The sequence below is a fragment of the Streptomyces sp. NPDC058001 genome, from assembly GCF_042886315.1.
GTDB lineage: Bacteria > Actinomycetota > Actinomycetes > Streptomycetales > Streptomycetaceae > Streptomyces.
Genome location: NZ_JBHVQT010000004.1, coordinates 447,174 through 467,987 on the forward strand (window position 1 = coordinate 447,174; position 20,814 = coordinate 467,987).

At 70.8% G+C, this 20,814-nt stretch carries 20 protein-coding genes; 9 read left to right on the top strand and 11 right to left on the bottom strand.

The features are described 5' to 3' along the window. The first annotated feature begins 108 nt into the window (after positions 1 to 108). Positions 109 to 1,968: a glycoside hydrolase family 15 protein gene (locus tag ACFVT5_RS11785; RefSeq protein ID WP_389884686.1), complete on the top strand. Its 1,860-nt coding sequence runs from the start codon at positions 109 to 111 to the stop codon at positions 1,966 to 1,968. A gap of 93 nt (positions 1,969 to 2,061) precedes the next feature. Beyond that, positions 2,062 to 3,435 carry an MFS transporter gene (locus ACFVT5_RS11790; RefSeq protein WP_389885275.1) on the top strand — a complete coding sequence of 458 codons (1,374 nt, stop codon included), beginning with the start codon at positions 2,062 to 2,064 and terminating at the stop codon, positions 3,433 to 3,435. Positions 3,436 to 3,714: 279 nt separating this feature from the next. Here ACFVT5_RS11790 and ACFVT5_RS11795 read toward each other — a convergent pair whose 3' ends face one another. Together ACFVT5_RS11795 and ACFVT5_RS11800 are read right to left on the bottom strand one after the other, a co-directional pair. Continuing rightward, entirely contained in the window at positions 3,715 to 3,903 is a 189-nt protein-coding gene (locus tag ACFVT5_RS11795) for a hypothetical protein (protein WP_389884689.1), read from the bottom strand. Positions 3,904 to 4,026: 123 nt separating this feature from the next. Next, entirely contained in the window at positions 4,027 to 4,617 is a 591-nt protein-coding gene (locus tag ACFVT5_RS11800; protein ID WP_389884692.1) for a helix-turn-helix domain-containing protein, read from the bottom strand. A gap of 91 nt (positions 4,618 to 4,708) precedes the next feature. On the opposite strand from ACFVT5_RS11800, the gene ACFVT5_RS11805 reads away from it, so the two are divergent. Beyond that, entirely contained in the window at positions 4,709 to 5,689 is a 981-nt protein-coding gene (locus ACFVT5_RS11805) for an NAD(P)/FAD-dependent oxidoreductase (RefSeq protein WP_389884695.1), read from the top strand. A 9-nt stretch (positions 5,690 to 5,698) separates the two neighbouring features. On the opposite strand, the gene ACFVT5_RS11810 is transcribed toward ACFVT5_RS11805, so the two are convergent. Further along, positions 5,699 to 6,217: an SRPBCC family protein gene (locus ACFVT5_RS11810; protein ID WP_389884698.1), complete on the bottom strand. Its 519-nt coding sequence runs from the start codon at positions 6,215 to 6,217 to the stop codon at positions 5,699 to 5,701. Continuing rightward, complete coding sequence (locus ACFVT5_RS11815; RefSeq protein ID WP_389884701.1) at positions 6,214 to 6,621, bottom strand: ArsR/SmtB family transcription factor; 408 nt, start codon at positions 6,619 to 6,621, stop codon at positions 6,214 to 6,216. The genes ACFVT5_RS11810 and ACFVT5_RS11815 overlap by 4 nt, the downstream gene beginning before the upstream one ends. A 427-nt stretch (positions 6,622 to 7,048) precedes the next feature. Here ACFVT5_RS11815 and ACFVT5_RS11820 point away from each other — a divergent pair, with 427 nt between their 5' ends. Beyond that, entirely contained in the window at positions 7,049 to 9,100 is a 2,052-nt protein-coding gene (locus tag ACFVT5_RS11820; RefSeq protein ID WP_389884703.1) for a HelD family protein, read from the top strand. Positions 9,101 to 9,428: 328 nt separating this feature from the next. On the opposite strand, the gene ACFVT5_RS11825 is transcribed toward ACFVT5_RS11820, so the two are convergent. Together ACFVT5_RS11825 and ACFVT5_RS11830 are read right to left on the bottom strand one after the other, a co-directional pair. Then, a complete protein-coding gene (locus tag ACFVT5_RS11825) occupies positions 9,429 to 10,118 on the bottom strand; it encodes a copper homeostasis protein CutC (RefSeq protein WP_389884706.1) in 690 nt (229 codons plus the stop codon). A gap of 157 nt (positions 10,119 to 10,275) precedes the next feature. After that, positions 10,276 to 10,944, bottom strand: coding sequence for a maleylpyruvate isomerase family mycothiol-dependent enzyme (locus tag ACFVT5_RS11830; protein ID WP_389884709.1), 669 nt, complete (start codon positions 10,942 to 10,944; stop codon positions 10,276 to 10,278). Positions 10,945 to 11,148: 204 nt separating this feature from the next. Here ACFVT5_RS11830 and ACFVT5_RS11835 point away from each other — a divergent pair, with 204 nt between their 5' ends. Further along, positions 11,149 to 11,805, top strand: coding sequence for a hypothetical protein (locus ACFVT5_RS11835; RefSeq protein WP_389884712.1), 657 nt, complete (start codon positions 11,149 to 11,151; stop codon positions 11,803 to 11,805). A gap of 126 nt (positions 11,806 to 11,931) precedes the next feature. Beyond that, positions 11,932 to 13,215, top strand: coding sequence for a Cmx/CmrA family chloramphenicol efflux MFS transporter (locus ACFVT5_RS11840; RefSeq protein WP_389885278.1), 1,284 nt, complete (start codon positions 11,932 to 11,934; stop codon positions 13,213 to 13,215). A 581-nt stretch (positions 13,216 to 13,796) separates the two neighbouring features. Here the strand turns inward: ACFVT5_RS11840 and ACFVT5_RS11845 are convergent. From ACFVT5_RS11845 to ACFVT5_RS11865, 5 genes are all read right to left on the bottom strand, one after another. Further along, positions 13,797 to 14,714 carry a hypothetical protein gene (locus ACFVT5_RS11845; RefSeq protein WP_389884716.1) on the bottom strand — a complete coding sequence of 306 codons (918 nt, stop codon included), beginning with the start codon at positions 14,712 to 14,714 and terminating at the stop codon, positions 13,797 to 13,799. Then, positions 14,707 to 15,984 (bottom strand): enoyl-CoA hydratase/isomerase family protein, encoded by a 1,278-nt coding sequence (locus ACFVT5_RS11850; RefSeq protein ID WP_389884719.1) that lies wholly within the window; start codon positions 15,982 to 15,984, stop codon positions 14,707 to 14,709. The genes ACFVT5_RS11845 and ACFVT5_RS11850 overlap by 8 nt, the downstream gene beginning before the upstream one ends. A gap of 1 nt (position 15,985) precedes the next feature. Then, a complete protein-coding gene (locus ACFVT5_RS11855; RefSeq protein WP_389884721.1) occupies positions 15,986 to 16,288 on the bottom strand; it encodes a hypothetical protein in 303 nt (100 codons plus the stop codon). Positions 16,289 to 16,502: 214 nt separating this feature from the next. Further along, complete coding sequence (locus tag ACFVT5_RS11860; RefSeq protein WP_389884724.1) at positions 16,503 to 16,769, bottom strand: DUF4031 domain-containing protein; 267 nt, start codon at positions 16,767 to 16,769, stop codon at positions 16,503 to 16,505. Further along, positions 16,766 to 17,143 carry a hypothetical protein gene (locus ACFVT5_RS11865; protein WP_389884727.1) on the bottom strand — a complete coding sequence of 126 codons (378 nt, stop codon included), beginning with the start codon at positions 17,141 to 17,143 and terminating at the stop codon, positions 16,766 to 16,768. The genes ACFVT5_RS11860 and ACFVT5_RS11865 overlap by 4 nt, the downstream gene beginning before the upstream one ends. Before the next feature lie 86 nt (positions 17,144 to 17,229). On the opposite strand from ACFVT5_RS11865, the gene ACFVT5_RS11870 reads away from it, so the two are divergent. The 3 genes from ACFVT5_RS11870 to ACFVT5_RS11880 all read left to right on the top strand — a co-directional run bounded on the left by ACFVT5_RS11870 (position 17,230) and on the right by ACFVT5_RS11880 (position 20,793). Then, complete coding sequence (locus tag ACFVT5_RS11870; protein WP_389884730.1) at positions 17,230 to 18,153, top strand: MurR/RpiR family transcriptional regulator; 924 nt, start codon at positions 17,230 to 17,232, stop codon at positions 18,151 to 18,153. Positions 18,154 to 18,302: 149 nt separating this feature from the next. Continuing rightward, a complete protein-coding gene (murQ, locus tag ACFVT5_RS11875; protein WP_389884733.1) occupies positions 18,303 to 19,253 on the top strand; it encodes an N-acetylmuramic acid 6-phosphate etherase in 951 nt (316 codons plus the stop codon). Between the two features lie 46 nt (positions 19,254 to 19,299). Continuing rightward, entirely contained in the window at positions 19,300 to 20,793 is a 1,494-nt protein-coding gene (locus tag ACFVT5_RS11880) for a PTS transporter subunit EIIC (RefSeq protein WP_389884736.1), read from the top strand. Positions 20,794 to 20,814 lie beyond the last annotated feature (21 nt).

A 20,814-nucleotide genomic window follows, 5' to 3' on the forward strand; every position in this document is an offset into this window, starting at 1 on the left:
GGTCAGCTTGGAGAAACGGCTGTGTGCCAAGACAGATCGCCGGTCTCGCCAGGTCCGGCGATGCCGGTCGTCGCCGGCGGTGATCACGGTCTCCTGGCTGGAGAGGTCATGAACGACTACCCCCCGATCGCCGACCACGGGCTGGTCGGCGATCTGCAGACCGCGGCGCTGGTCTCCTCCGACGGGACGGTGGACTGGTGGTGCACGCCGCGGTTCGACTCGCCGAGCCTGTTCGCGTCACTGCTCGACAGCGACCGGGGCGGCCACTGTCGCCTTGCCGCGGATCTCGGGGGGCTCGGGGAGCAGGCCACGGTGCGCCAGCTGTATCTGCCGCACACGCCCATTCTCATCACCCGCTTCATGGCCCCGGAAGGTGTCGGAGAAGTCATCGACTTCATGGAGCCCATCGCCTCAAGTGCTCCCGCCGCCCGGCACCGGCTGATCCGGGTCGCCCGGGTGGTCCGCGGCAGCCTCCCTTTCGAGCTGATCTGCAGGCCCCGCTTCGACTACGGCCGCGCCTCGCACACGCTCGGCCACCTCGATGACGGCAGCGTCGTCCTCCACGGCCCCGACACCGACCTGCACCTCCAGGCAACCGCACAGGTCCCGCTCCACACCGACGGCCCGGATGTCTCCGCCCGCTTCACCCTGCGCGCCGGCGAGAGCGCCGCGGTCGTCCTCACCGGCGAGTCGGGCGAGCCAGGCGCGCGCACCGGGCGACCGGGCGGGCCGCCACCGACCATCAAGGAGGTGACGGCGGCGTTCAATGCCTGCCGTGACTTCTGGCTCACCTGGCTGCGGTCCTGCCGCTACACAGGCCGCTGGCACGAGATGGTGGTGCGCTCCGCCATCACCCTCAAACTGCTCACCTACGCCCCCACGGGTGCCCCGATCGCGGCGGCCACCATGGGCCTGCCCGAGCAGATCGGCGGCGAACGCAACTGGGACTACCGCTACACCTGGGTGCGGGACGCGTCCTTGTCCGTGCGCGCGCTGATCGACCTCGGCTTCACCGCCGAGGCGGAGGCGTTCCGCCGGTGGATGCGTGAGCGGCTCCAGGCCGGCGGCACCGCCTCCGGTGAGCCGTTGCAGATCATGTACCGGGTGGACGGGGAGCCGCACCTGACCGAAGAGGTCCTTGAGCACCTGGAGGGCTACCGGCGTTCCGCCCCCGTCCGGGCCGGCAACGCGGCGGCCGGCCAGATCCAGCTCGACATCTACGGCGAGGCGGCCTACGCCGTCGCCCAGACCGACGACATCGGCGGCATCCGCGGCTGGCGCGTGTTCGCCGGGCTCATCGACTGGCTGTGCGACCACTGGGACCGTCCGGACGCGGGCATCTGGGAAACCCGCGGCGGCCACCAGAACTTCACCTACAGCCGCCTGATGACCTGGGTCGCCTTCGACCGGGCGATCCGGCTGGCCACCACCCACGCCCGGCCCGCCGACCTCTCCCGCTGGCGCGCATCCCGCGACACCGTCTTCCGGCAGATCACCGAGCGCGGCTGGAGCGAGAAACGCCGGGCCTTCGTCCAGCACTACGACACCGACGTCCTCGACGCCTCGCTGCTCCTGATGCCGCGCGTCGGATTCCTGTCCCCCACCGACCCGGACTGGCTCAGCACCCTCGACGCGATGACCGACGAACTCGTCAGCGACAGCCTGGTCTACCGCTACGACCCCGAAGCGTCCCCGGACGGCCTGCGGGGCTCCGAGGGCACCTTCAGCCTGTGCAGCTTCCTGTACGTCGAGGCCCTCGCCCGCTCCGGCCGCGGCCATCAGGCCCGCTACGCGTTCGACAAGATGCTCACCTACGCCAACCACGTCGGCCTGTTCGCCGAGGAGATCGGCCCCTCCGGAGAGCAACTCGGCAACTTCCCGCAAGCCTTCACACATCTCGCGCTCGTCGCCGCGGCACTCGCCCTCGACGAGGAACTCGACCGCGCCGAAAGGTCGCCGGACGTCTGAGCCGCCCGCCGCACAGAGAGGCCCGGTCCCGTGACCGAGGACACCGCCGCTCAAGGACCCGCCAGCCCCGCCCGTTCGGGTGCCGGCTCCCGGATGCTGGCACCGCTCGCGCTGGCGCAGTTCATCTGCAGCTTCGCCGGCTCCAACATGAACGTGATGATCAACGACATCAGCCACGACCTGGACACCACCGTCCAGGGCGTGCAGGTCGCGATCACCCTGTTCCTGCTCGTCATGGCCGCGCTCATGATCCCTGGCGGCAAGGCCACCGACCGGTTCGGCCGCAAGCGCTGCTTCCTCGCGGGCCTCACCGTCTACGGCATCGGCGCGATCCTCAGCGCCGCGTCCCCCGGACTCGGCGTGCTGATCCTCGGCAACTCCATCCTCGAAGGCGTCGGCACGGCCCTGCTCATCCCCCCGGTCTACATCCTCACCACGCTGCTGTTCACCGACCTGACCTCCCGGGCCCGCGCGTTCGGAGTCGTCATGGCCGCCGGAGGCGTCGGCGCGGCAGCGGGGCCGCTGATCGGCGGGTTGATCACCTCCGCGATCAGCTGGCGCGCCGCGTTCGTCTTCCAAGCCCTGGTGATCGCGCTCATCATCGTGCTGAGCCGCTCGCTGGACGACCCGTTGCCGCCGGATCCCAGCCGCTCGTTCGACGTCCGCGGCGCTGTCCTGTCCGCCGGCGGCCTTGTCCTGATCGTCATGGGCATCCTCGCCGCCGACAACAACCTGTGGCTGACGCTCGGCCTGATCGCCGCCGGCCTCCTCGTACTGGCCTGGTTCGTGCACTGGATCCGCGGCGTGGAGCGCGCCGGAGGAGAACCGCTGCTGTCCACCAGCCTGTTCCGTAACCGCGCCTCCAACCTCGGCCTGGTCACCCAGAACGCCCAGTGGCTGCTGCTCATGGGCACCTCGTTCACCGTCGCCACCTACCTCCAGGTCGTACGCGGCTACGACGCCATCCAGACCGGCGTCATCTTCACCGCCGCCACCCTCGGAGTGCTGGTCTCCTCACTCGCAGCGGAACGCCTCGCCAAACGCCTGCCACAGCGGACCCTGATCACCGCCGGGTTCGCGTTCGCCGTCGTCGGCATCGGCACCCTGATCGCTCTGGTCGCCGGCTCGCCCAGCCCGTGGGCGTTCGCCCCCGGCCTGCTGCTGATCGGACTCGGACTCGGCGTCATGCTCACCCCGTCCGTGAACGTGGTCCAGTCCGCCTTCCCCGAGAACCGGCAGGGCGAGATCTCCGGCCTGTCCCGGAGCGTCTCGAACCTCGGCTCCTCCTTCGGCACCGCCGTCGCCGGCACCATCCTCGTCGCCAACCTCACCAAGAACGCCTACGCCGCCGCCATGGCCACCCTCGCCCTCGCGGCACTCGCCGGCCTCGTCACCGCCACACGTCTCCCCCGCACCACCCCGACCGCGCGGGCTCCGGCCGACACCCCACGCCGACCGCGAACGTGACCAATGGGCCGCGGCGTGCCGTTCAGTGACCGTGAACCCCTGGAGACCACCGGCGACGGCGCGTCCTCGGCCCGACGGGCCGGGGCGTCGGACATGCGCACGCGCTGGAGCGGACACAGCGCGGCGAGCGGGAGGGCCGAGACGGAGAGAAGTGCGGCGGAACGCGGGGCAGGGGGCCGCCGCCCGGAGAGCCTTCGTGGCGCTCCGCATGCGGACGATGACGGTCCGTTCGGTCACGGGCGCGGGCCCGGGTGACCGGTACGCGCGTGACGTAAGGAGTCAGCGGCGGCGGACGCCCGCCTCCTCCGCGTACTCCCCGAGCACCGCCACACCGAACGCGGCGGAGACGAAGACCTTGACGGCGCGCAGGGCGTCGCCGACGAGGTGGGCCCGGTGGCCGCTACTGGCGGCGGTGGCGCCAGGGGGGCCGATACGGGCAGGACCTGGGTTGATGGCTGCGCTACTCATACCTCCAGTCTGGATTCCCGGCATGACAGCCACATCGGCCGCCGGATGTAACCTCCGCCGGTCTCCGGTAGTCCCAGCGGCGGACCCGACCCCTAGGAATCCCCCAGGAGTCCCCCCAGGGCGCTAGGCGGCGTTTGCCCTCGGGCGGGCGCGGAGGTGGGCGCGCTCGCCCTGGCTGCCGAACAGGCTGAGGAACTCGACCGGTTCGGCGTCGAACGCGCCGAACCAGTGCGGTACGCGGGTGTCGAACTCGGCGGCCTCACCGGGGGCGAGGACCAGATCCTGCTCGCCGAGGACGATGCGGAGCCGCCCGTTGAGTACGTAGAGCCATTCGTAACCCTCATGGGTCTTGGGGTCGGGTTCCCTGCGACGACTGCCGGCCGGGATCACGAGCTTGTACGCCTGGATCCCGCCGGCCCGCCGGGTCAGCGGCACCATCGTCATGCCGTGGTACGTGACCGGGCGCAGGTGGATGCGCGGGTCGCCGGTCGGCGGGGCGCCCACGAGTTCGTCGAGCGTGACGCCGTACGCCTTGGCGAGCGGGAGCAGCAGGTCGAGGTTGGGCCGGCGGGAGCCGGACTCCAGGCGGGAGAGGGTGCTCACCGAGATACCGGTCGCCTCGGACAGGTCGGCGAGGGTGGTGTCGCGCTGCTTGCGGAGGGCCCGGAGGCGGGGGGCGACCGCGCTCAGCGCCTGATCGATGTCCTGGTCCATGGTGTCGAGTCTGCCAGAGCTTGCCGGATCGGCAACTTAGTTTGCGGTCCGTGTGGGTCGGCGCGCAGGGTCGGACGTGGAGGTGGTCAAGGTGACCGATCGGTTCGATGGCTTCGATCGTTTGAGGGACGGCTATGACGTGGTGGTGCTCGGCGGGGGCGCCGCGGGGCTGAACGGGGCGCTGATGCTGGCGCGGGCCCGGCGCTCGGTGGCGGTGATCGACTCGGGCGCGCCGCGCAACGCCCCGGCGGCCGGCGTGCACGGGCTGCTCGCGCGCGAGGGAATGCCGCCTGGCGAGCTGCTGGAGCGCGGCCGGGCCGAGGTCCGCGGCTACGGCGGGCACGTGGTGTCGGGCGAGGTGACGGGAGCGGTACGGGACGACGACGGGCTGTTCACCGTGGAGCTGGCCGACGGTGGGTCCGTACGGGCGCGGAGGCTGCTGGTGACGACCGGCCTGGTGGACGAGTTGCCGGACGTGTCGGGGCTGCGGGAGCGGTTCGGGCGGGACGTGGTGCACTGCCCGTACTGCCACGGCTGGGAGATCCGCGACCGGGCCATCGGCGTACTGGGCAGCGGCCCGCTGTCGGTGCACCAGGCGCTGCTGTTCCGGCAGTGGAGCGACGACGTCACGTTCTTCGCGCACACCCTGCCCGCGCTCACCGACGAGCAGGCGGAGGAGCTGGCCGCACGGGATGTCCGGGTGGTGGACGGTGAGGTGGCGGCCCTGGAGATCACCGACGACCGGCTCACCGGCGTCCGGCTGGCCGACGGCACGGTGGTCGCCCGCGAGGCGGTGGCGACGGCGCCGAGGATGGTGGCGCGTGCCGGGTTCCTGAAGGCGCTCGGGCTGGTGCCGGTGGAGCATCAGTCAGGGGCCGGGGAGTACGTACCCGCCGATCCGACGGGACGTACCGAGGTGCCCGGGGTGTGGGCGGCGGGCAATGTCACCGACCTGTCCGCGCAGGTGGGGAGCGCGGCGGCGGCCGGTGCGGCGGCGGGGGCGCAGATCAACGCGGATCTGATCACCGAGGAGACCCGGGCGGCGGTCACCGCCCGCCGTGAGGGTCGGTGACCGTGCCGATCAGATCGTGCTGATCAGGTCCTCGAAGTACGCCTTCTGGGCCGGGTAGTAGGCGTCGAAGTCCTGGGCCTCTGTGCCGTCGCGCGAGGAGACCAGGCGATCGAGGTAGTACTCCCAGCCGGGTCCGATCTCGCCGACGCCCTTCGCGTCCGCGAGGTGCTGCACGAGGCGCAGTTCGGTGCGGCCGTCGACCTCGGACAGGAGCAGTTCCAGGTGCCAGGAACCGGCCTCGTCCAGGGTGGTGACGGCGAGCCGGAGGGGCGGTTCGCAGGTCTCGATCCGCATCTCGGACCAGGGCGCCCCCTCCTCGTACGAGAGCTGGACCCGGACGGTGGCTCCCGGCGCCGCGTCACCCTCCCAGGGCCCGAACCAGCGTGCCGTCCGCTCGGACTCGGTGACGCTCGCCCACACGTCTTCGATGGGGGCGCGGAAAGTACGGAGCAGCACGAGGTCGACTCCGTCGGGGGTGGCGTGGAGGCGGCCGGTGGGGCGGGGCCGGGGTACGGGTGTGACTGTCATGCGGAGTCCTTATCGGCTTGGCGACCTTGGCTACTCGGGTTACTCGGGTTACTCGGGTTACTCGGACTACTTGGCTCACGTCGGGTGCGCTCGCGGCTGGTGCGGCGGACCTCGGTGTCCAGAGCGTCGAGGCGGTGCTCCCAGCCGGACGGGGCGCGGAGGCGGGCGATCCAGTCGGCGAGTTCGGCGAGGGGGGCGGGGGTGAGGGTGTAGCGCCGCTGCCGCCCGACCAGTTCGTCCCGGACAAGCCCGCTCTCCCGCAACACCCTGAGGTGCCGACTCACGGCGGGCCGACTCACCGGAAACCGTCCGGCGATCTCCCCGACGCTGAGCGGGTTGCCGCGCAGCATGACCAGGATTTCCCGACGCAGGGGGTCGGAGATGGCGGCGACTATGTCTTCCACGGGGGAAGCGTAACCTCGCGGTTACGCTTCCATCAAGCGGTTGGCCCTACCGGGCGTGGCAGGGCGCGCCCCCATGACGGCTGAGCGCCGCGCTCTCGCCTGACGGCGACACCCCCCGGGCAGGGACGGGCTGGAACACCGCCGAAACACACCACGCCAACTGATCGCCGCTGCGGCGGGAAAGAAACCCGGGCCCGCAGGCCCGGACCGCCCCCCGCTCGCATGCAGCACCGCCACCGCCGCCGCCGGAAAACGGAACCCGGGCCCACGGGCGGGCGGGCGGGCGGGCGGGGGAAATATTCGGTGGCCCTCGGAGTTCGCGGGGTCTAAAATCTCCGCTCTTGTCCCGCCTCCGATAAAGGGGGCCGTCACCCGGACGGAAACCGGGCGGCAACCCACACCCCGCACCGCCCCCGGAAGGCAACCCGTGTCCACCCCTCCCGACCCCCTCACCCACGAACGCACCCACCTCGCCGACTCCCGCTCCGCGCTCCGCGCCATGCGCGAGGACGCCGAAGCCCTCGACATCCGCGACGTCACCGCGAACTGGGTGAACGCCGCAGTCCTCCGCAACCAGATCGACGAGCGGATCAAGTCCCTCGCCGACCTCGCCCACACCCCCCTCTTCTTCGGCCGCCTCGACTACCTGCACGCCCCCGGCGCCGACCAGGCGGAGGGCGCCGACGGCGAGCGCTTCTACATCGGGCGCCGCCATGTGCACGACGCCGGCGGTGACCCGATGGTCATCGACTGGCGGGCACCGGTCTCGCAGCCGTTCTACCGGGCCTCGAAGAAGGACCCGATGGACATCAGGCTGCGCCGCCGCTTCGGCTACACCGGCGGCGACCTCACCGCGTACGAGGACGAGCGTCTGTCGGACCCGACGGAGACGGCCCGTACCAGCGCACTGCTGCAACGCGAGATCGAGCGCCCGCGCGTCGGCCCGATGCGGGACATCGTGGCGACGATCCAGCCGGAGCAGGACGAGATCGTACGGAGCGGTCTCGGCGGCACGGTGTGCGTCCAGGGCGGGCCCGGCACCGGCAAGACGGCGGTGGGCCTGCACCGGGTGGCATATCTGCTGTACGCGCACCGCGACCGCCTGGCCCGTACCGGCACGCTGGTGATCGGGCCGAACCGTTCCTTCCTGCACTACATCGAGCAGGTGCTGCCCGCGCTCGGTGAGCTGGAGGTCCAGCAGGCGACCGTCGAGGACCTGGTGGCCCGCGTCGAGGTACGCGGCCGGGACGAGGCGTCGGCGGCGTTGGTGAAGGGCGACGCGCGGATGGCGGAGGTGCTACGGCGGGCGATCCGCTCACATGTCACGCCCCCGACCGAGCCGGTGGTCGTGGTGCGGGGGTCCCGGCGGTGGCGGGTGCCCGCGTACGAACTGGAGGAGATCGTCCGGGAGTTGCAGGCCCGCGACATGCGGTACGGGGCGGCGCGCGAGGCACTGCCCCGGCGGATCGCGCACGCGGTGCTCGTCCAGATGGAACGGGCGGGCGAGGCGCCCGACGACCGGGTGCAGGACGCGGTGGCGCGCAACAGCGCGGTGAAGACGGCCGTCAAGGCGGTGTGGCCGCCGGTCGACCCGGCGAAGCTGGTGCTGCGGCTGCTGACGGACGACGCGTTCCTCGCCGCGCACGCCGACGGGCTCCTCTCGGACGAGGAACAGAAGGCGATCCTGTGGACCGGGAAGGTGCCGCGCGGGGTGAAGACGGCGCGCTGGTCGATGGCGGACGCGGTCCTCATCGACGAGGCGTCGGACCTGGTCGCGCGTACGCAGTCGCTCGGGCATGTGGTCCTGGACGAGGCGCAGGACCTGTCGCCGATGCAGTACCGGGCGGTGGGCCGCCGCTGTACGACGGGGTCCGCGACAGTGCTCGGTGACCTGGCGCAGGGCACCACGCCCTGGGCGACGCGGAGTTGGGACGAGGCGCTGCGGCACCTCGGCAAGGACGACGCGGTGGTGGAGGAGCTGACGGCGGGGTTCCGCGTACCGCGCGAGGTGATCGCGTACGCGTCGCGGCTGCTGCCGTCGATCGCGCCGGGCCTCGCGGAGGTGGAGTCGGTACGGGAGGCGCCGGGGGCGCTGGCGGTCCACGAGGTGGGCTCGGCAGGGGAGTTGGACGCGGCGGTGGTCGACGCGTGCCGCGAGGCGCTGGGCCGGGAGGGGTCGACCGGCCTGATCGCGGCGGACGCCCGGGTACCGGCCCTGGCGGAAGCCCTGACCGCCGCCGGCTTCACCTACCTCTCACCCGGCGAGGAGACGACACAGGAGACCCGCCTGACGCTGGTACCGGCGACGCTGGCGAAGGGCCTTGAGTACGACTACGTGGTCCTGGACGAGCCGGCGGCGGTGGTGGACGGCGAACCCGACCTCCGCACGGGCCTGCGGCGCTTGTACGTGGCTTTGACCCGGGCGGTCTCGGGGCTGACGGTGCTGCACACGACTGCGCTGCCGCCCGAACTGGCCTGACCGGTCCGGCCGATCACCCCACACCGCCGGAACGAGGTGCTTGTGCCTGAGCACCGCTGCGGCGGGATGGGGTGCGAGTGCCCTCCGGGCGGGGAGCAGTGGCGGCGGCAGCCCGCCTGCCCCACGGCGCTGGCGCCCCAGCTGGCCTGACCCGGCCCGGCGATTACCCCACACCGCCGGACACAGCTACTTGTGGCTGAGCACCGCTGCGGCGGGATGGGGTGCCGGTGGCCTGTGCCTGTGCCCGTCCGGGCGGGAAGCAGTGACCGGCACCGCACTGGCGGCGGCAGGCCGCTTGCTCCACGGCGCTGCGGTGCCCGGTAAGGGCCTAGCGGTCCAGTACGCGCCGCCACTCCTCGACCGCCGGCGTCGACACCGGTCCCGCCCAACCCGCGGGGCGAGCCGCTCCGCCGATGTGGAAACCCGTCACGCCGCCCGACTTCAGGCGGGAGACATGGTCGAGGCGGAGGCCGCCGCCGACGAGGAGGTGCGGGGTGTAGCCGGGCTCGCCGTCCCGCGCGGACTCCGCGAGCAACGTTGTCATCCCGTCGTCGACCCCGACCGCCGAACCGGCGGTCAGATACGTGTCGAGCCCCGGCAGATCCGCGAGCTGCTTGCGCACCGCGTCCCGGTCGCCGGCGCGGTCGATCGCCCGGTGGAAGGTCCACCGGCACCCGCCCAACTCGGCGACCAGCGTCTCCACCACCGGAACGTCCGCGTCCCCGGCCTCGGTGAGGAAGCCGAGTACGAACTCGTCGGCACCCTCCGAGCGGAGCGCCCCCGCGGCCCGTACCAGCGCGTCCACGTCCCCCGCCGCGAACCCGTCCGCCAGCCGGAGCATCACGCGCAGCGGGATGTCCACGGCGGCGCGGATCGCGGCGAAGGTCTCGCGTGACGGCGTCAGCCCGTCGGCGGCCATGTCGGTGACCAGCTCCAGCCGGTCCGCGCCTCCGGCCTCGGCGGCAACCGCGTCCCCCGCGTCGAGGGCGATCACCTCCAGGACTGCACGCTTGCTCATGGGACCCCATCTCTCGGTGCGGCTCGGGCGGGCTTCAGGTCCAGCCAGAGACCCAGCTATAGGTCTGCCTATAGGTCTAGCTGCACGTACACCTATAGGTCTAGTCCAATATCCCAGAGTACCCGCGCCAAACCCACCCCGAGCCGGGAGACCCGGGTCACCCGAAGAGGTTCAGCTCCTTCTCGCCCGCGCCCGCGAGTTCGTACCGCGTCCCGACCAGCGGACGCCCCGAGTACAGCCGGATCAGCGTGGCCGCGTCACCGAGGTACCGCGCCGGCGGCCGGTCCCCCGGCACCCCGCCGAAGCGGAGCGGCTCGTCCCGGTCGTCCAGGTCGGCGTGGAGCGGTACGTGGTCCTTCTCACGGCTGATCCGCGCGAGCAGCGGCAGCGCGTACGCGAGCCCGGCGCCGGCGTACGCGCCGGGCTCCCCGAAGGCTTCCCGTACGTCTCCCGCGTGTACCCACTCGCCCACCGCGACCATGTCGAGGACGCCGCCCGCCTTGGCGATCACCGGACCGGCCTCGGTCATACCGTGCTCCAGTTCGTCCACGATCCGGGACACCGCCCAGTCGGCGCGCTCGGCGATGTCACGGTCGTTCGACTCGGGCGAGAACACGCCCCGCTCGAAACGGCTCTCGACCACCCGCATCAACGCGGAACCGCAGTGCGCCAGGACATGCCGCACGGTCCAGCCGGGACACGCGGTCCGCAGCGCGAAGTCCTCGTCGGGCCTGCTCCGCAGCAGCGGAATCAGGGCGTCCCGTTCGGTGGCCAGCAGCGTCCCCGGCAGTTCGGGGTCCCGGACGATCTCGTCAGTAAGAGTCATGGACCCACGCTAGGGGGTTTCTGATGGATCTCCGTGGGAGAAGGAGCGGCGTTCGGTGCGTGCTCTCGGCGTGCCGGGCGGAAGCCCTCGTACTGGGCGTACTTGGGTTTTCGCCCGGTGCGGCGAGAGGGCGTGCCGGGCGTCGCGACGCCGCGGAGATCCATCAGAAGCCCCCTAGGCCCGGACGGCGCGAGAATGACCCCCATGGCGCCCGCACTCTCCCCGCACCCCGCCCACCACGAACTCCGCGACCGGTGGGCCGCGGCCGTCGCGGCGGCCGGGGGGACCGTGTCGCCCGAGCCGTACGCCGACGCGCTGCTCGCCCGCTGGGGCGAACCCCAGCGCCGGTACCACACCACCGACCATCTGCTCGCGGTCCTGCGTCACATCGACGTACTTGAGGTGTACGCGGCCGAGCCCGCCCTCGTACGGCTCGCCGCCTGGTTCCACGACGCCGTGTATCTGCCGGACCGGTCCGAGAACGAGGAGCGCAGTGCCCGGCTCGCCGAGCGCGCGCTGCCCGAACTCGGCGTCGACGCGTCCCGCACCGGCGAGGTGGCCCGGCTGGTCCGGCTGACCGTCACACACGACGCGGCCGACGGCGACGGCAACGGCGCGGTGCTGTGTGACGCGGATCTCGCGGTGCTCGCGGGGGAACCGGAGGCGTACGCCGCGTACGCCGCCGCCGTCCGCGAGGAGTACGGGTTCGTACCCGACGACGCCTTCCGCGCGGGCCGGGCCGATGTGCTGCGCCAACTCCTCGCCCTGCCACGGCTGTTCCGTACCCCGTACGGCACCGGGAACTGGGAGGCGGACGCGCGCCGGAACATGGCGGCGGAGCTGGCGCGACTCACCGCGTGACCGGCGGCGCTCTCCGGTTTCCGGATTCCGGTCGGAATGTCAGGTGTGACGGGTCGGTTGACGACTGTTGTGCCCGACGCCGACCCTGACGCCATGACCCGCTCCCTCCGACCCTCCTCGCAGCGCATGCCGCTGGCCGTGTACATCCTCGGCCTCTCGGTGTTCGCCCTGGGCACCAGCGAGTTCATGCTGTCGGGCCTGCTGCCACCGATCGCCGACGACATGGACGTAACGATTCCGCAGGCGGGCCTGCTGATATCGGCGTTCGCGGTGGGCATGGTGGTGGGCGCTCCGCTGCTCGCGGTGGCGACCCTGCGGCTGCCCCGCCGGACGACTCTGATCACCCTGATCACGGTGTTCGGGGTCGGTCAGATCGCGGGCGCGCTGGCTCCGACGTACGGGGTGCTGTTCGCGTCCCGGGTGGTGAGCGCCCTGGCGTGCGCCGGCTTCTGGGCGGTGGGCGCCGCGGTGGCCATCGCGATGGTGCCGCTGAACGCGCGGGCGCGGGCGATGGCCGTGATGATCGGCGGTCTGTCGATCGCGAACGTGCTCGGTGTCCCGGCGGGCGCCTTCCTCGGCGAGCACCTGGGCTGGCGCTCCGCGTTCTGGGCGGTGGCCCTGGCGTCGGCGATCGCCCTGGTCGGCGTGGTCACCCTGATCCCCCGCATACCGCTCCCCGCCGAGCGCCCGCGTCTGCGCAACGAGGTACGGATCTACCGGGACCGACAGGTGTGGCTGTCGATCGTGATCACCGCGCTGGCGGCGGGCGGCGTGTTCTGCACCTTCAGCTATCTGGCGCCGCTCCTGACGGATGTCGCCGGGCTGGACGACAGTTGGGTGCCGATGGTGCTCGGGCTGTTCGGGGTCGGCGCCCTGATCGGTACGGCGATCGGCGGCCGGGTCGCGGACGCGCACCTGTTCGGCGTGCTGCTGTCGGGCATCGCGGCATCGACCGTGCTCCTGACGCTGCTGGCCCTTCTCGGCCAGTTCGCGGTGGCGGCGGTGGGTCTGTCGTTCCTGCTGGGCCTCTCCGCGTTCTACACGGCACCCGCCCTGAACGCCCGTATGTTCAATGTCGCCGGCGCCGCCCCCACACTGGCCGGCGCGACCACGACGGCGGCCTTCAACCTCGGCAACACGGGTGGCCCCTGGCTCGGCGGCACCGTCATCGACGCGGGGCTCGGTTTCGCGGCGACGGCGTGGGCGGGCGCGGCCATCATGCTGGCGGCCATCGCCGTGGTCACGGTGTCACTGCGGCTGCATCAGCGGAGCACGACGGTGTCCCGGTCCTCGGCGTCGGTGCCGGTCGCGTCTTCCGGGTCCGTGTCCGGTTCCGGGTCCGGGTCGGTGTCCGTGAAGGACACCGTCCGCAGTACGGCCGCCATCACGTCACAGAACTCCGACCAGTAGTCCATGGACGCGGTGTCGAGCGTGAACACCGCCGTGAACGGGCCTGTGGGGCACGGGACATGGACCTGTATCTGTCCGGTGAGGAGTTCCATCTCCTCACCGTTGGCCGTCGCCTCGGCGGGGAACGTGTACTGCTTCAGCGTGATACGGGACACGGCGGGACCGCACGGCAGGTCGAGCCACCGGGCGTCGTTGTTCGGGTCCGCGGAGAGCACGGCGAGGATGCCCTGCGCCACGATGTCGGTGTCGCCGTCCTCCTGGTCGGTCGGAACGGTGGCCACGGTGAAGGCACACTGCGCGACCCCGTCGGCGCCGAGGGCCTGCTCCTCCTCCGTGGTGGCGAACAGCCCCATCGCGGAGTACGAGACTCCGGTGGCACCCATCATCTCGGCGATGGCCGCGTAGTAGGGGGCGGCGGGCTCCCAGATGCTTTCGTCGCCTTCGGAGTACAGCACCCGTACGAAGGTCTCGGACCGCTCGGCACGTTCCTCGGCGGTATCGCCGAGCGGCAGAACGAAGAACCCTTCGGGGGTACGGAAGGAGAAGGGGGGCGGCTGGTCTGCGGGAGTCGTCATGGGGGCTCAGTAGTCTTCCGGGTGGTAGTCCGTGATTTCGAGCTTGGTGCCGTCAGCGTTCAAGCTCAGGTCGTGCATGGAGCAGCCGAAGGACGAGGTCAGCCGGCTCGGGACGGGAACCTTGACCATGTAGTGGCCGCAGGCACGACGACTGACCACGGGCGTTCCGGTGTCAAGGCCACGCTGGTGCATGTCCGCGATGAAGCCGTCCAGAGTCTTCCGCTGCGCCGGGGTGAGGGATTCCAGCGGCAGCAGTTCTTCGGGGTAGATGAGGTGCTGGACGAATGATTCCCGGGACCGGGCTTCCAGCCTGCACCACGAGCCGTCGTCGAAGACGAAGCGGACATCACTCCCGTCCTTGAAGTCCTTCAGCTCCGTCCGCACAATGCGCGATCGAGGAATCTCCCACAGGAATTCATCCTCGATATCCGTTTCGTCCTCTTTGTAGTACCGGAGTCCCACGATGACCAGACGGCGGTCCGTGACGATCGCGTGTGTGCGGTAGTGCTTGAGGTCCACACGGCCCGGGTCCAACTGCCACGGCAGGGTACGGGCGATGGTGCCGGGGGCGGCCCACAGGACCGGGAAGTCCTCGACCTCGTCGGCACGGTCCTGGGACTTGTTGGAACCGCCGGCGCTCGGGCCGACACTGCCGCCCTGGGACGAGAGGACGCCCATGATCGCAACGCCGATGCCCATGAACACGCCCTTCACCGTGTTCCGGGCCACGGTGTCGCCCGTCGAGCGAGCCTCGTGGACCGGCCCTTCCGGCCAGCCCGGCAACTCCCCCTGAATGTCTTGACGTTCGGTGTCCCGGAACCAGCGCTTACCGGAGACCCGCGTGGCCGCGCCGGTCGCGAAGGTGACGTACCTACGCGTGAGCAGCGTCTCGCCCGCCTCGGGCTGCCAGATGTCGTTATCCATTCCCTGCCGCCGATTTCTCGAACTGGTCACCGGGATTGATGGCCTCACCAATGTGCTGGGGAATGCTCACGAGCTTCGGGGCGATCTTCAGCGCACCGTCGAGAGCGATGGCCCCCGCGCCCATGGGGTTCATGGCCACACCCGGGATCAAGTTGGCCCCCTTCGAACCCAGCCACTGCCCCGCGTGGTAACCCTGGCTGGCGATGCCTCCCATACGGGACATGAGGCCGCTGGTGCTGTGCGCGACCGAGTAGACCTCGTCAAAGCTGCCGCCGAGCACCACCTTGCCGGGCAGCAGCTTGAACCCGCCCGTCGCATCCTTCGCCGCCTTACCGACGGACAGCAGCATGCGCGCGTTTCCCAGCTCGGTCGCCTGGAATCCCTTGCCCAACGCACCGGCCTTGGCACCCGCCGCGGCCTTGCCCACCACCTTGATCCCCTTACTGAACGCCCCGATCCCCGGCAGCAACCCCACCGCGTCCAACCCGATCTGCATCCAACTCACGTCCGCCCCCGCCGCCTTGGCGACACCGTGGGCCACCAGGGCGAGGCCGGTCGTGATGAGGGCGGCGGCGCCGAAGATGGCCGCGAGGGGCGGGAACGGGAGGGTGACGATGGCGAGCAGGGCCAGGATGGCCGTCAGGTCGCTCAGCAGGTCGCCGATCAGTTTGATGAGATCCGCGTGGTCCTTGATCCACTGTCCGGTCGCGTTCCACGCGTCGGCGACGCCCTTGGTGAGCTTGTCCCAGAAACCGGGCTCGTTGGGCGCGATGTCGCCGGCCTTGTCGAGTTCCTTGCTGATCAGCCCGGCGGCACGGTTGTAACGGTCTTCGAGGTCGTTGACCTTGTTGATGATGTCGTCCACCGCGCCCGACGCCTTGCCGAGTTCCTCGCTGCCCTTGCCCTCGGCCTTCTGCTCGGCCTCCTGCTTGGCGTCGAGTTTCTCGCCCGCCGCCTTCTCCAGACGGTCGGCCTCGTCCTGGAAGTCCTTCAGCTCGCCTGACCACTTGTGCAGCGCGCGTGACGCCTTGTCGAAGGAGTCATGGCTCTTGCGGACGAGCGGTGTGACGTCCTTCCCCAGGTACTCGATGAAGGCGTACGCGGCCTTGCCCTTCCAGGCGCCGCACTCGATCCGCTCCAAGTCCCGCAGTGAGGAGCCGAGTTCCGATGCCAGACCGCCGAGCTTCCTCGCGAGGTCCCGGGTGTCGTCCACGTCGCCGGGGGTGGGGTCCCAGCCTATGTTCGGGTACGCGGGGCGCTTGCCGGCCACCTCACTTGCCCTTCTTCTGCGTGGACTTGAGGGATTCGGCCAGGTCCTGGTCGAGCTTGCTGAACTCGTCGCCGATTTTGTTGATCATCTTGACGGCGCCCTGGGTGTGTTTGCCGAGCTGTTTGATGCCGTAGCCCCACTCGTCGGCGAAGTCGTGCACTTCGTCTACGAGTTTGCCCGCGCCAACAGCTGAGCCGTCCGCTCCCTTGAGGGTGCGACGGGCGGTGTCCATACGGTCGCTGATCGTGGAGAAGGTGTTCTTCAGGTCCTCGAAAATCGTGTCGTCAAGACGTAGGTCGCTCATGTCGTTAGTCCGGTTCCCCTGTGAAATCTGCGGACAACAGCCCCCGTTTGCGACTGTCTCCGGCCTCCGGTGCCGACTTCCGTGGCACGAGACTATCCCCCGTCACTCAAGAGGTTCCAGGGAGTGAGGACTTCACGGGGAGACCCGCCCCGAATGCGTCGGCGCGGTGGAGATCGGGTGAAGTATTCACGGATGCAATGCCCCGCTGACACCTTCAGGCCGGGCGCCCCTTCGGTCGGCGCAGGCCCGCATCCGTGAGTCTCCTGACCAGTTCCTTGGAGCCTATTTCCAGGGCGCCGAGGCGCACCGCGTCCCCGTACCGCTCGGACGGTACGTCGTAGTGGTCGCGTTCGAAGGCGCGGGGCGGGACACCCAGGCGTTCGGCGAAGGCGTGCAGTTCGGTGTATGAGTCGTCGCTGACCAGGTGGGACCAGAGGCGCCCGTGGCCCGGCCAGGTCGGTGGGTCGATGTACACCGTCACGACGACGTTCCGGCGCCCGGCAGTCTCCCCAGCGAGCCGACCGCCGCCACCTTCACGCCCGCCTTGCCGCACACCCAGTGCGGGTCGGCGCCCAGTTCGGGTTCGACGTCCAGCGCGTGCGGGTCGCCCGAACCGCAGACCGGACAGAGCGGCCACCGCCCGTACGCCTCCAGGAGGGCGTCCTGCACATCCTGTGCCACGAGCCCGGCCACGTACTCCGCACCCGCCGGCCACTGCTCCACCCACCACCGCCGCGACGCCACGGCGTCCTCGACCATCGACACGACGTCGGCCTCGGCGACATCCCCGGCGACCAGGTCGGCGAGGACGAGCGCCCGCGCGGCGTGCAGGGCCCGCTCCAGCTCCGCATTCATGCGCCCATTGTCGCCGGAAACCTCCGCCACAGGTCACAACCACTGCACCCTTGACCGACCAGCGGGTCCGAAAGTAACTTTCAATCGTGACCCAAGACGTGAAGGAAATTTTCGCGGGCGACGCCCCGCCCGCCCCGGCGGCCCTCGCCGCGAAGGTGCGGACCCTCGCGCCGTCGATGACGCGTTCGATGCAGCGGGTCGCCGAGGCCGTCGCGGGCGACCCGGCCGGCTGTGCCGCCCTGACCGTCACCGGCCTCGCGGAACTCACTGGCACCAGCGAGGCGACCGTCGTCCGCACGGCCCGCCTCCTCGGCTACCCCGGCTACCGCGATCTGCGCCTCGCGCTCGCGGGCCTCGCCGCCCAGCAGCAGTCGGGCCGCGCCCCGGCCGTCACGGCGGACATCGCGGTTGACGACCCGATCGCGGACGTCGTCGCCAAGCTGGCCTACGACGAGCAGCAGACCCTCGCCGACACGGCCGCCGCGCTGGACACCGTGCAGCTCGGCGCCGCCGTCACCGCGCTCGCGGGCGCCCGCCGCACCGATATCTACGGCATCGGCGCCTCCTGCCTCGTCGGCCAGGACCTCGCCCAGAAGCTGGCCCGTATCGGCCTCATCGCGCACGCCCACGGCGACCCGCACCTCGCGATCACCAACGCCGTGCAACTGCGCGCCAAGGACGTCGCCATCGCGATCACGCACTCCGGCTCCACGGGGGACGTCATCGAACCGCTCCGCGTCGCCTTCGAGCACGGCGCGACCACGATCGCGATCACCGGCCGCCCGGACGGACCGGTCTCGCAGTACGCGGACCACGTCCTCACCACGTCCACCGCCCGCGAGAGCGAGCTGCGGCCCGCCGCGATGTCGTCCCGTACGAGTCAACTGCTGGTCGTGGACTGCCTGTTCGTGGGGGTCGCCCAGCGTACGTACGAGACGGCGGCGCCCGCGCTCTCCGCGTCGTACGAGGCACTCGCGCACCGCCACAGCCCCCGCAGCATCCCCCGCTGACCCGTCCGACCCCCCACTCGTACGGCACCCCGAGCCGCACCACGTAAACGCTTACGTCACCTCTTACGACACCGCGTTACGCCACCACCGCATACGTCACCACCGCCTTACGTCACCCCTTTGGAAAGCACCGGAGAGAGCCGCCTTCGATGACCGACACCACCGACCAGCACCCCGATCAGTACCGTGACCTCACGGCCCAGCTCGCCACGCTGACCACCGAGGCGTTCCGGCCCGAGCTGTCCGAGATCGACCGGCTCTCCACGCTGGAGATCGCACGGATCATGAACGGTGAGGACGCGACCGTCCCGGCCGCCGTGGCCAAGGAGCTGCCCGCTATCGCCGCCGCGATCGACGGCACGGCGGACCGGATGGCCCGGGGCGGCCGGCTGATCTACGCGGGCGCGGGCACGGCGGGCCGCCTCGGCGTCCTGGACGCCAGCGAGTGCCCGCCCACCTTCAACACGGACCCGTCCGAGGTGCTCGGCCTGATCGCGGGCGGGCCGTCCGCGATCATCACGGCGGTCGAGGGCGCCGAGGACTCGAAGGAACTGGCGGCGGCCGACCTCGACGCGCTCACCCTCACCGCCGACGACGTGGTGGTCGGCATCTCCGCGTCGGGCCGCACGCCGTACGCGATCGGCGCCGTGGAACACGCCCGCGCGCGCTACGGCGCACTGACGATCGGGCTGTCCTGCAACGCGGGCAGCGCGCTCGCGGCGGCGGCGGACCACGGCATCGAGGTCGTCGTCGGCCCCGAACTCCTCACCGGTTCGACCCGGCTCAAGGCGGGCACGGCGCAGAAACTCGTCCTGAACATGCTGTCGACGATCACGATGATCCGCCTGGGCAAGACGTACGGGAACCTGATGGTCGACGTACGCGCGTCCAACGACAAACTCCGCGCCCGTTCCCGGCGGATCGTCTCCCTGGCGACGGGGGCGGACGACGCCACGATCGACGCGGCCCTCACCGAGGCCGACGGCGAGGTCAAGAACGCCATCCTGATCGTCCTCGCCCACACGGACGCCACCACGGCGGCCGACCTGCTCACCCAGGCCAACGGCCACCTACGCAAGGCCCTGCACACCGCCCAGTAGAGGACGACCACCCGCACCCGTAACCCCGTACAGCAAGGCGCAACCCATGAGCACACCCCCCGGCAACAAGAACAGAGCCACGGCGGAGGCGATCCTCCCCCTGGTAGGCGGCGCAGCCAACATCGTCTCGGTCACCCACTGCATGACCCGCCTCCGCCTGACCCTGACCGACCGAACCCTGGTCCAGGACGACGAACTGAGGGCACTCCCGGCGGTCCTGGGAGTAGTCGAGGACGACACGTACCAGATTGTCCTGGGCCCCGGCACGGTCGCCCGCGTCACCCCGGAGTTCGAGTCCCTGGTCGAAGGGGAGCGCGCCAAGGCCAAGGCGGTCCCCGCGTCGGCTCAGGAACTGGCGTCCCAGGGCGCCGCCCTGAAGGCGGCCCGCAAGCAGAAGAACGCGACCCCGTTCAAGCTCTTCCTCCGCCGTATCGCGAACATCTTCGTCCCGTTGATCCCGGCCCTCATCGGCTGCGGCATCATCGCGGGACTCAACGGCCTTCTCGTCAACCTCGGTTGGCTGCCGGGCATCACCCCGGCCCTGGCCGCGATGGCCTCCGGCTTCATGGCCCTGATCGCGGTCTTCGTGGGCCTCAACACGGCGAAGGAGTTCGGCGGAACGCCGATCCTGGGCGGTGCCGTCGCCGCGATCATCGTGTTCCCAGGCATCGCCAACATCACGGCGTTCGGCCAGAAACTGTCCCCTGGCCAGGGCGGAGTGCTCGGTGCGCTGGGCGCGGCGGTCCTGGCGACGTACATCGAGAAGTGGTGCCGCAAGTGGGTGCCGGAGGCGATCGACGTCCTGGTCACCCCGACGATCACCGTGCTGCTCACCGGCCTGGTCACGATCTTCGGCCTGATGTACGTGGCGGGCGAGGTGTCGACGGGTATCGGCACGGCGGCGAACTGGCTCCTCGACAGCACGGGCGCGTTCGCGGGCCTGGTCCTCGGCGGACTGTTCCTGCCGCTGGTGATGCTGGGGCTGCACCAGGCCCTGATCCCCATCCACACCACCCTGATCGAGCAGCAGGGCTACACCGTTCTGCTCCCCATCCTGGCGATGGCGGGCGCGGGCCAGGTCGGCGCGGCGATCGCGGTCTACCTGCGGCTGCGCCACAACCGGTCGATCCGGAACACGATCAAGTCGGCGCTGCCGGCCGGTTTCCTGGGCGTCGGCGAACCTCTTATCTACGGTGTCTCGCTGCCCCTCGGCCGCCCGTTCATCACGGCGTGCGTGGGCGGCGCGGCGGGCGGCGCGTTCGTCGGCTTCTTCTCGATGCTGGGCGACAAGGTCGGCTCGACCGCGATCGGCCCTTCGGGCTGGGCGCTGTTCCCGCTCTTGGACGGCAACCACGGCCTCGGCACGACGGTCGCCATCTACGGCGGCGGTCTCCTGACCGGGTACCTCGCGGGCTTCCTGGCGACGTACTTCTTCGGCTTCAGCACCCAGATGCTGACGGACCTGAACGCGGACACCCCGGACGAGCGGGTCCCGGACTCCCGTACCCCGACTCCGGAACCGGAACCGGCGAACGCCTGACCGTGACCCCCGCGTGAACCC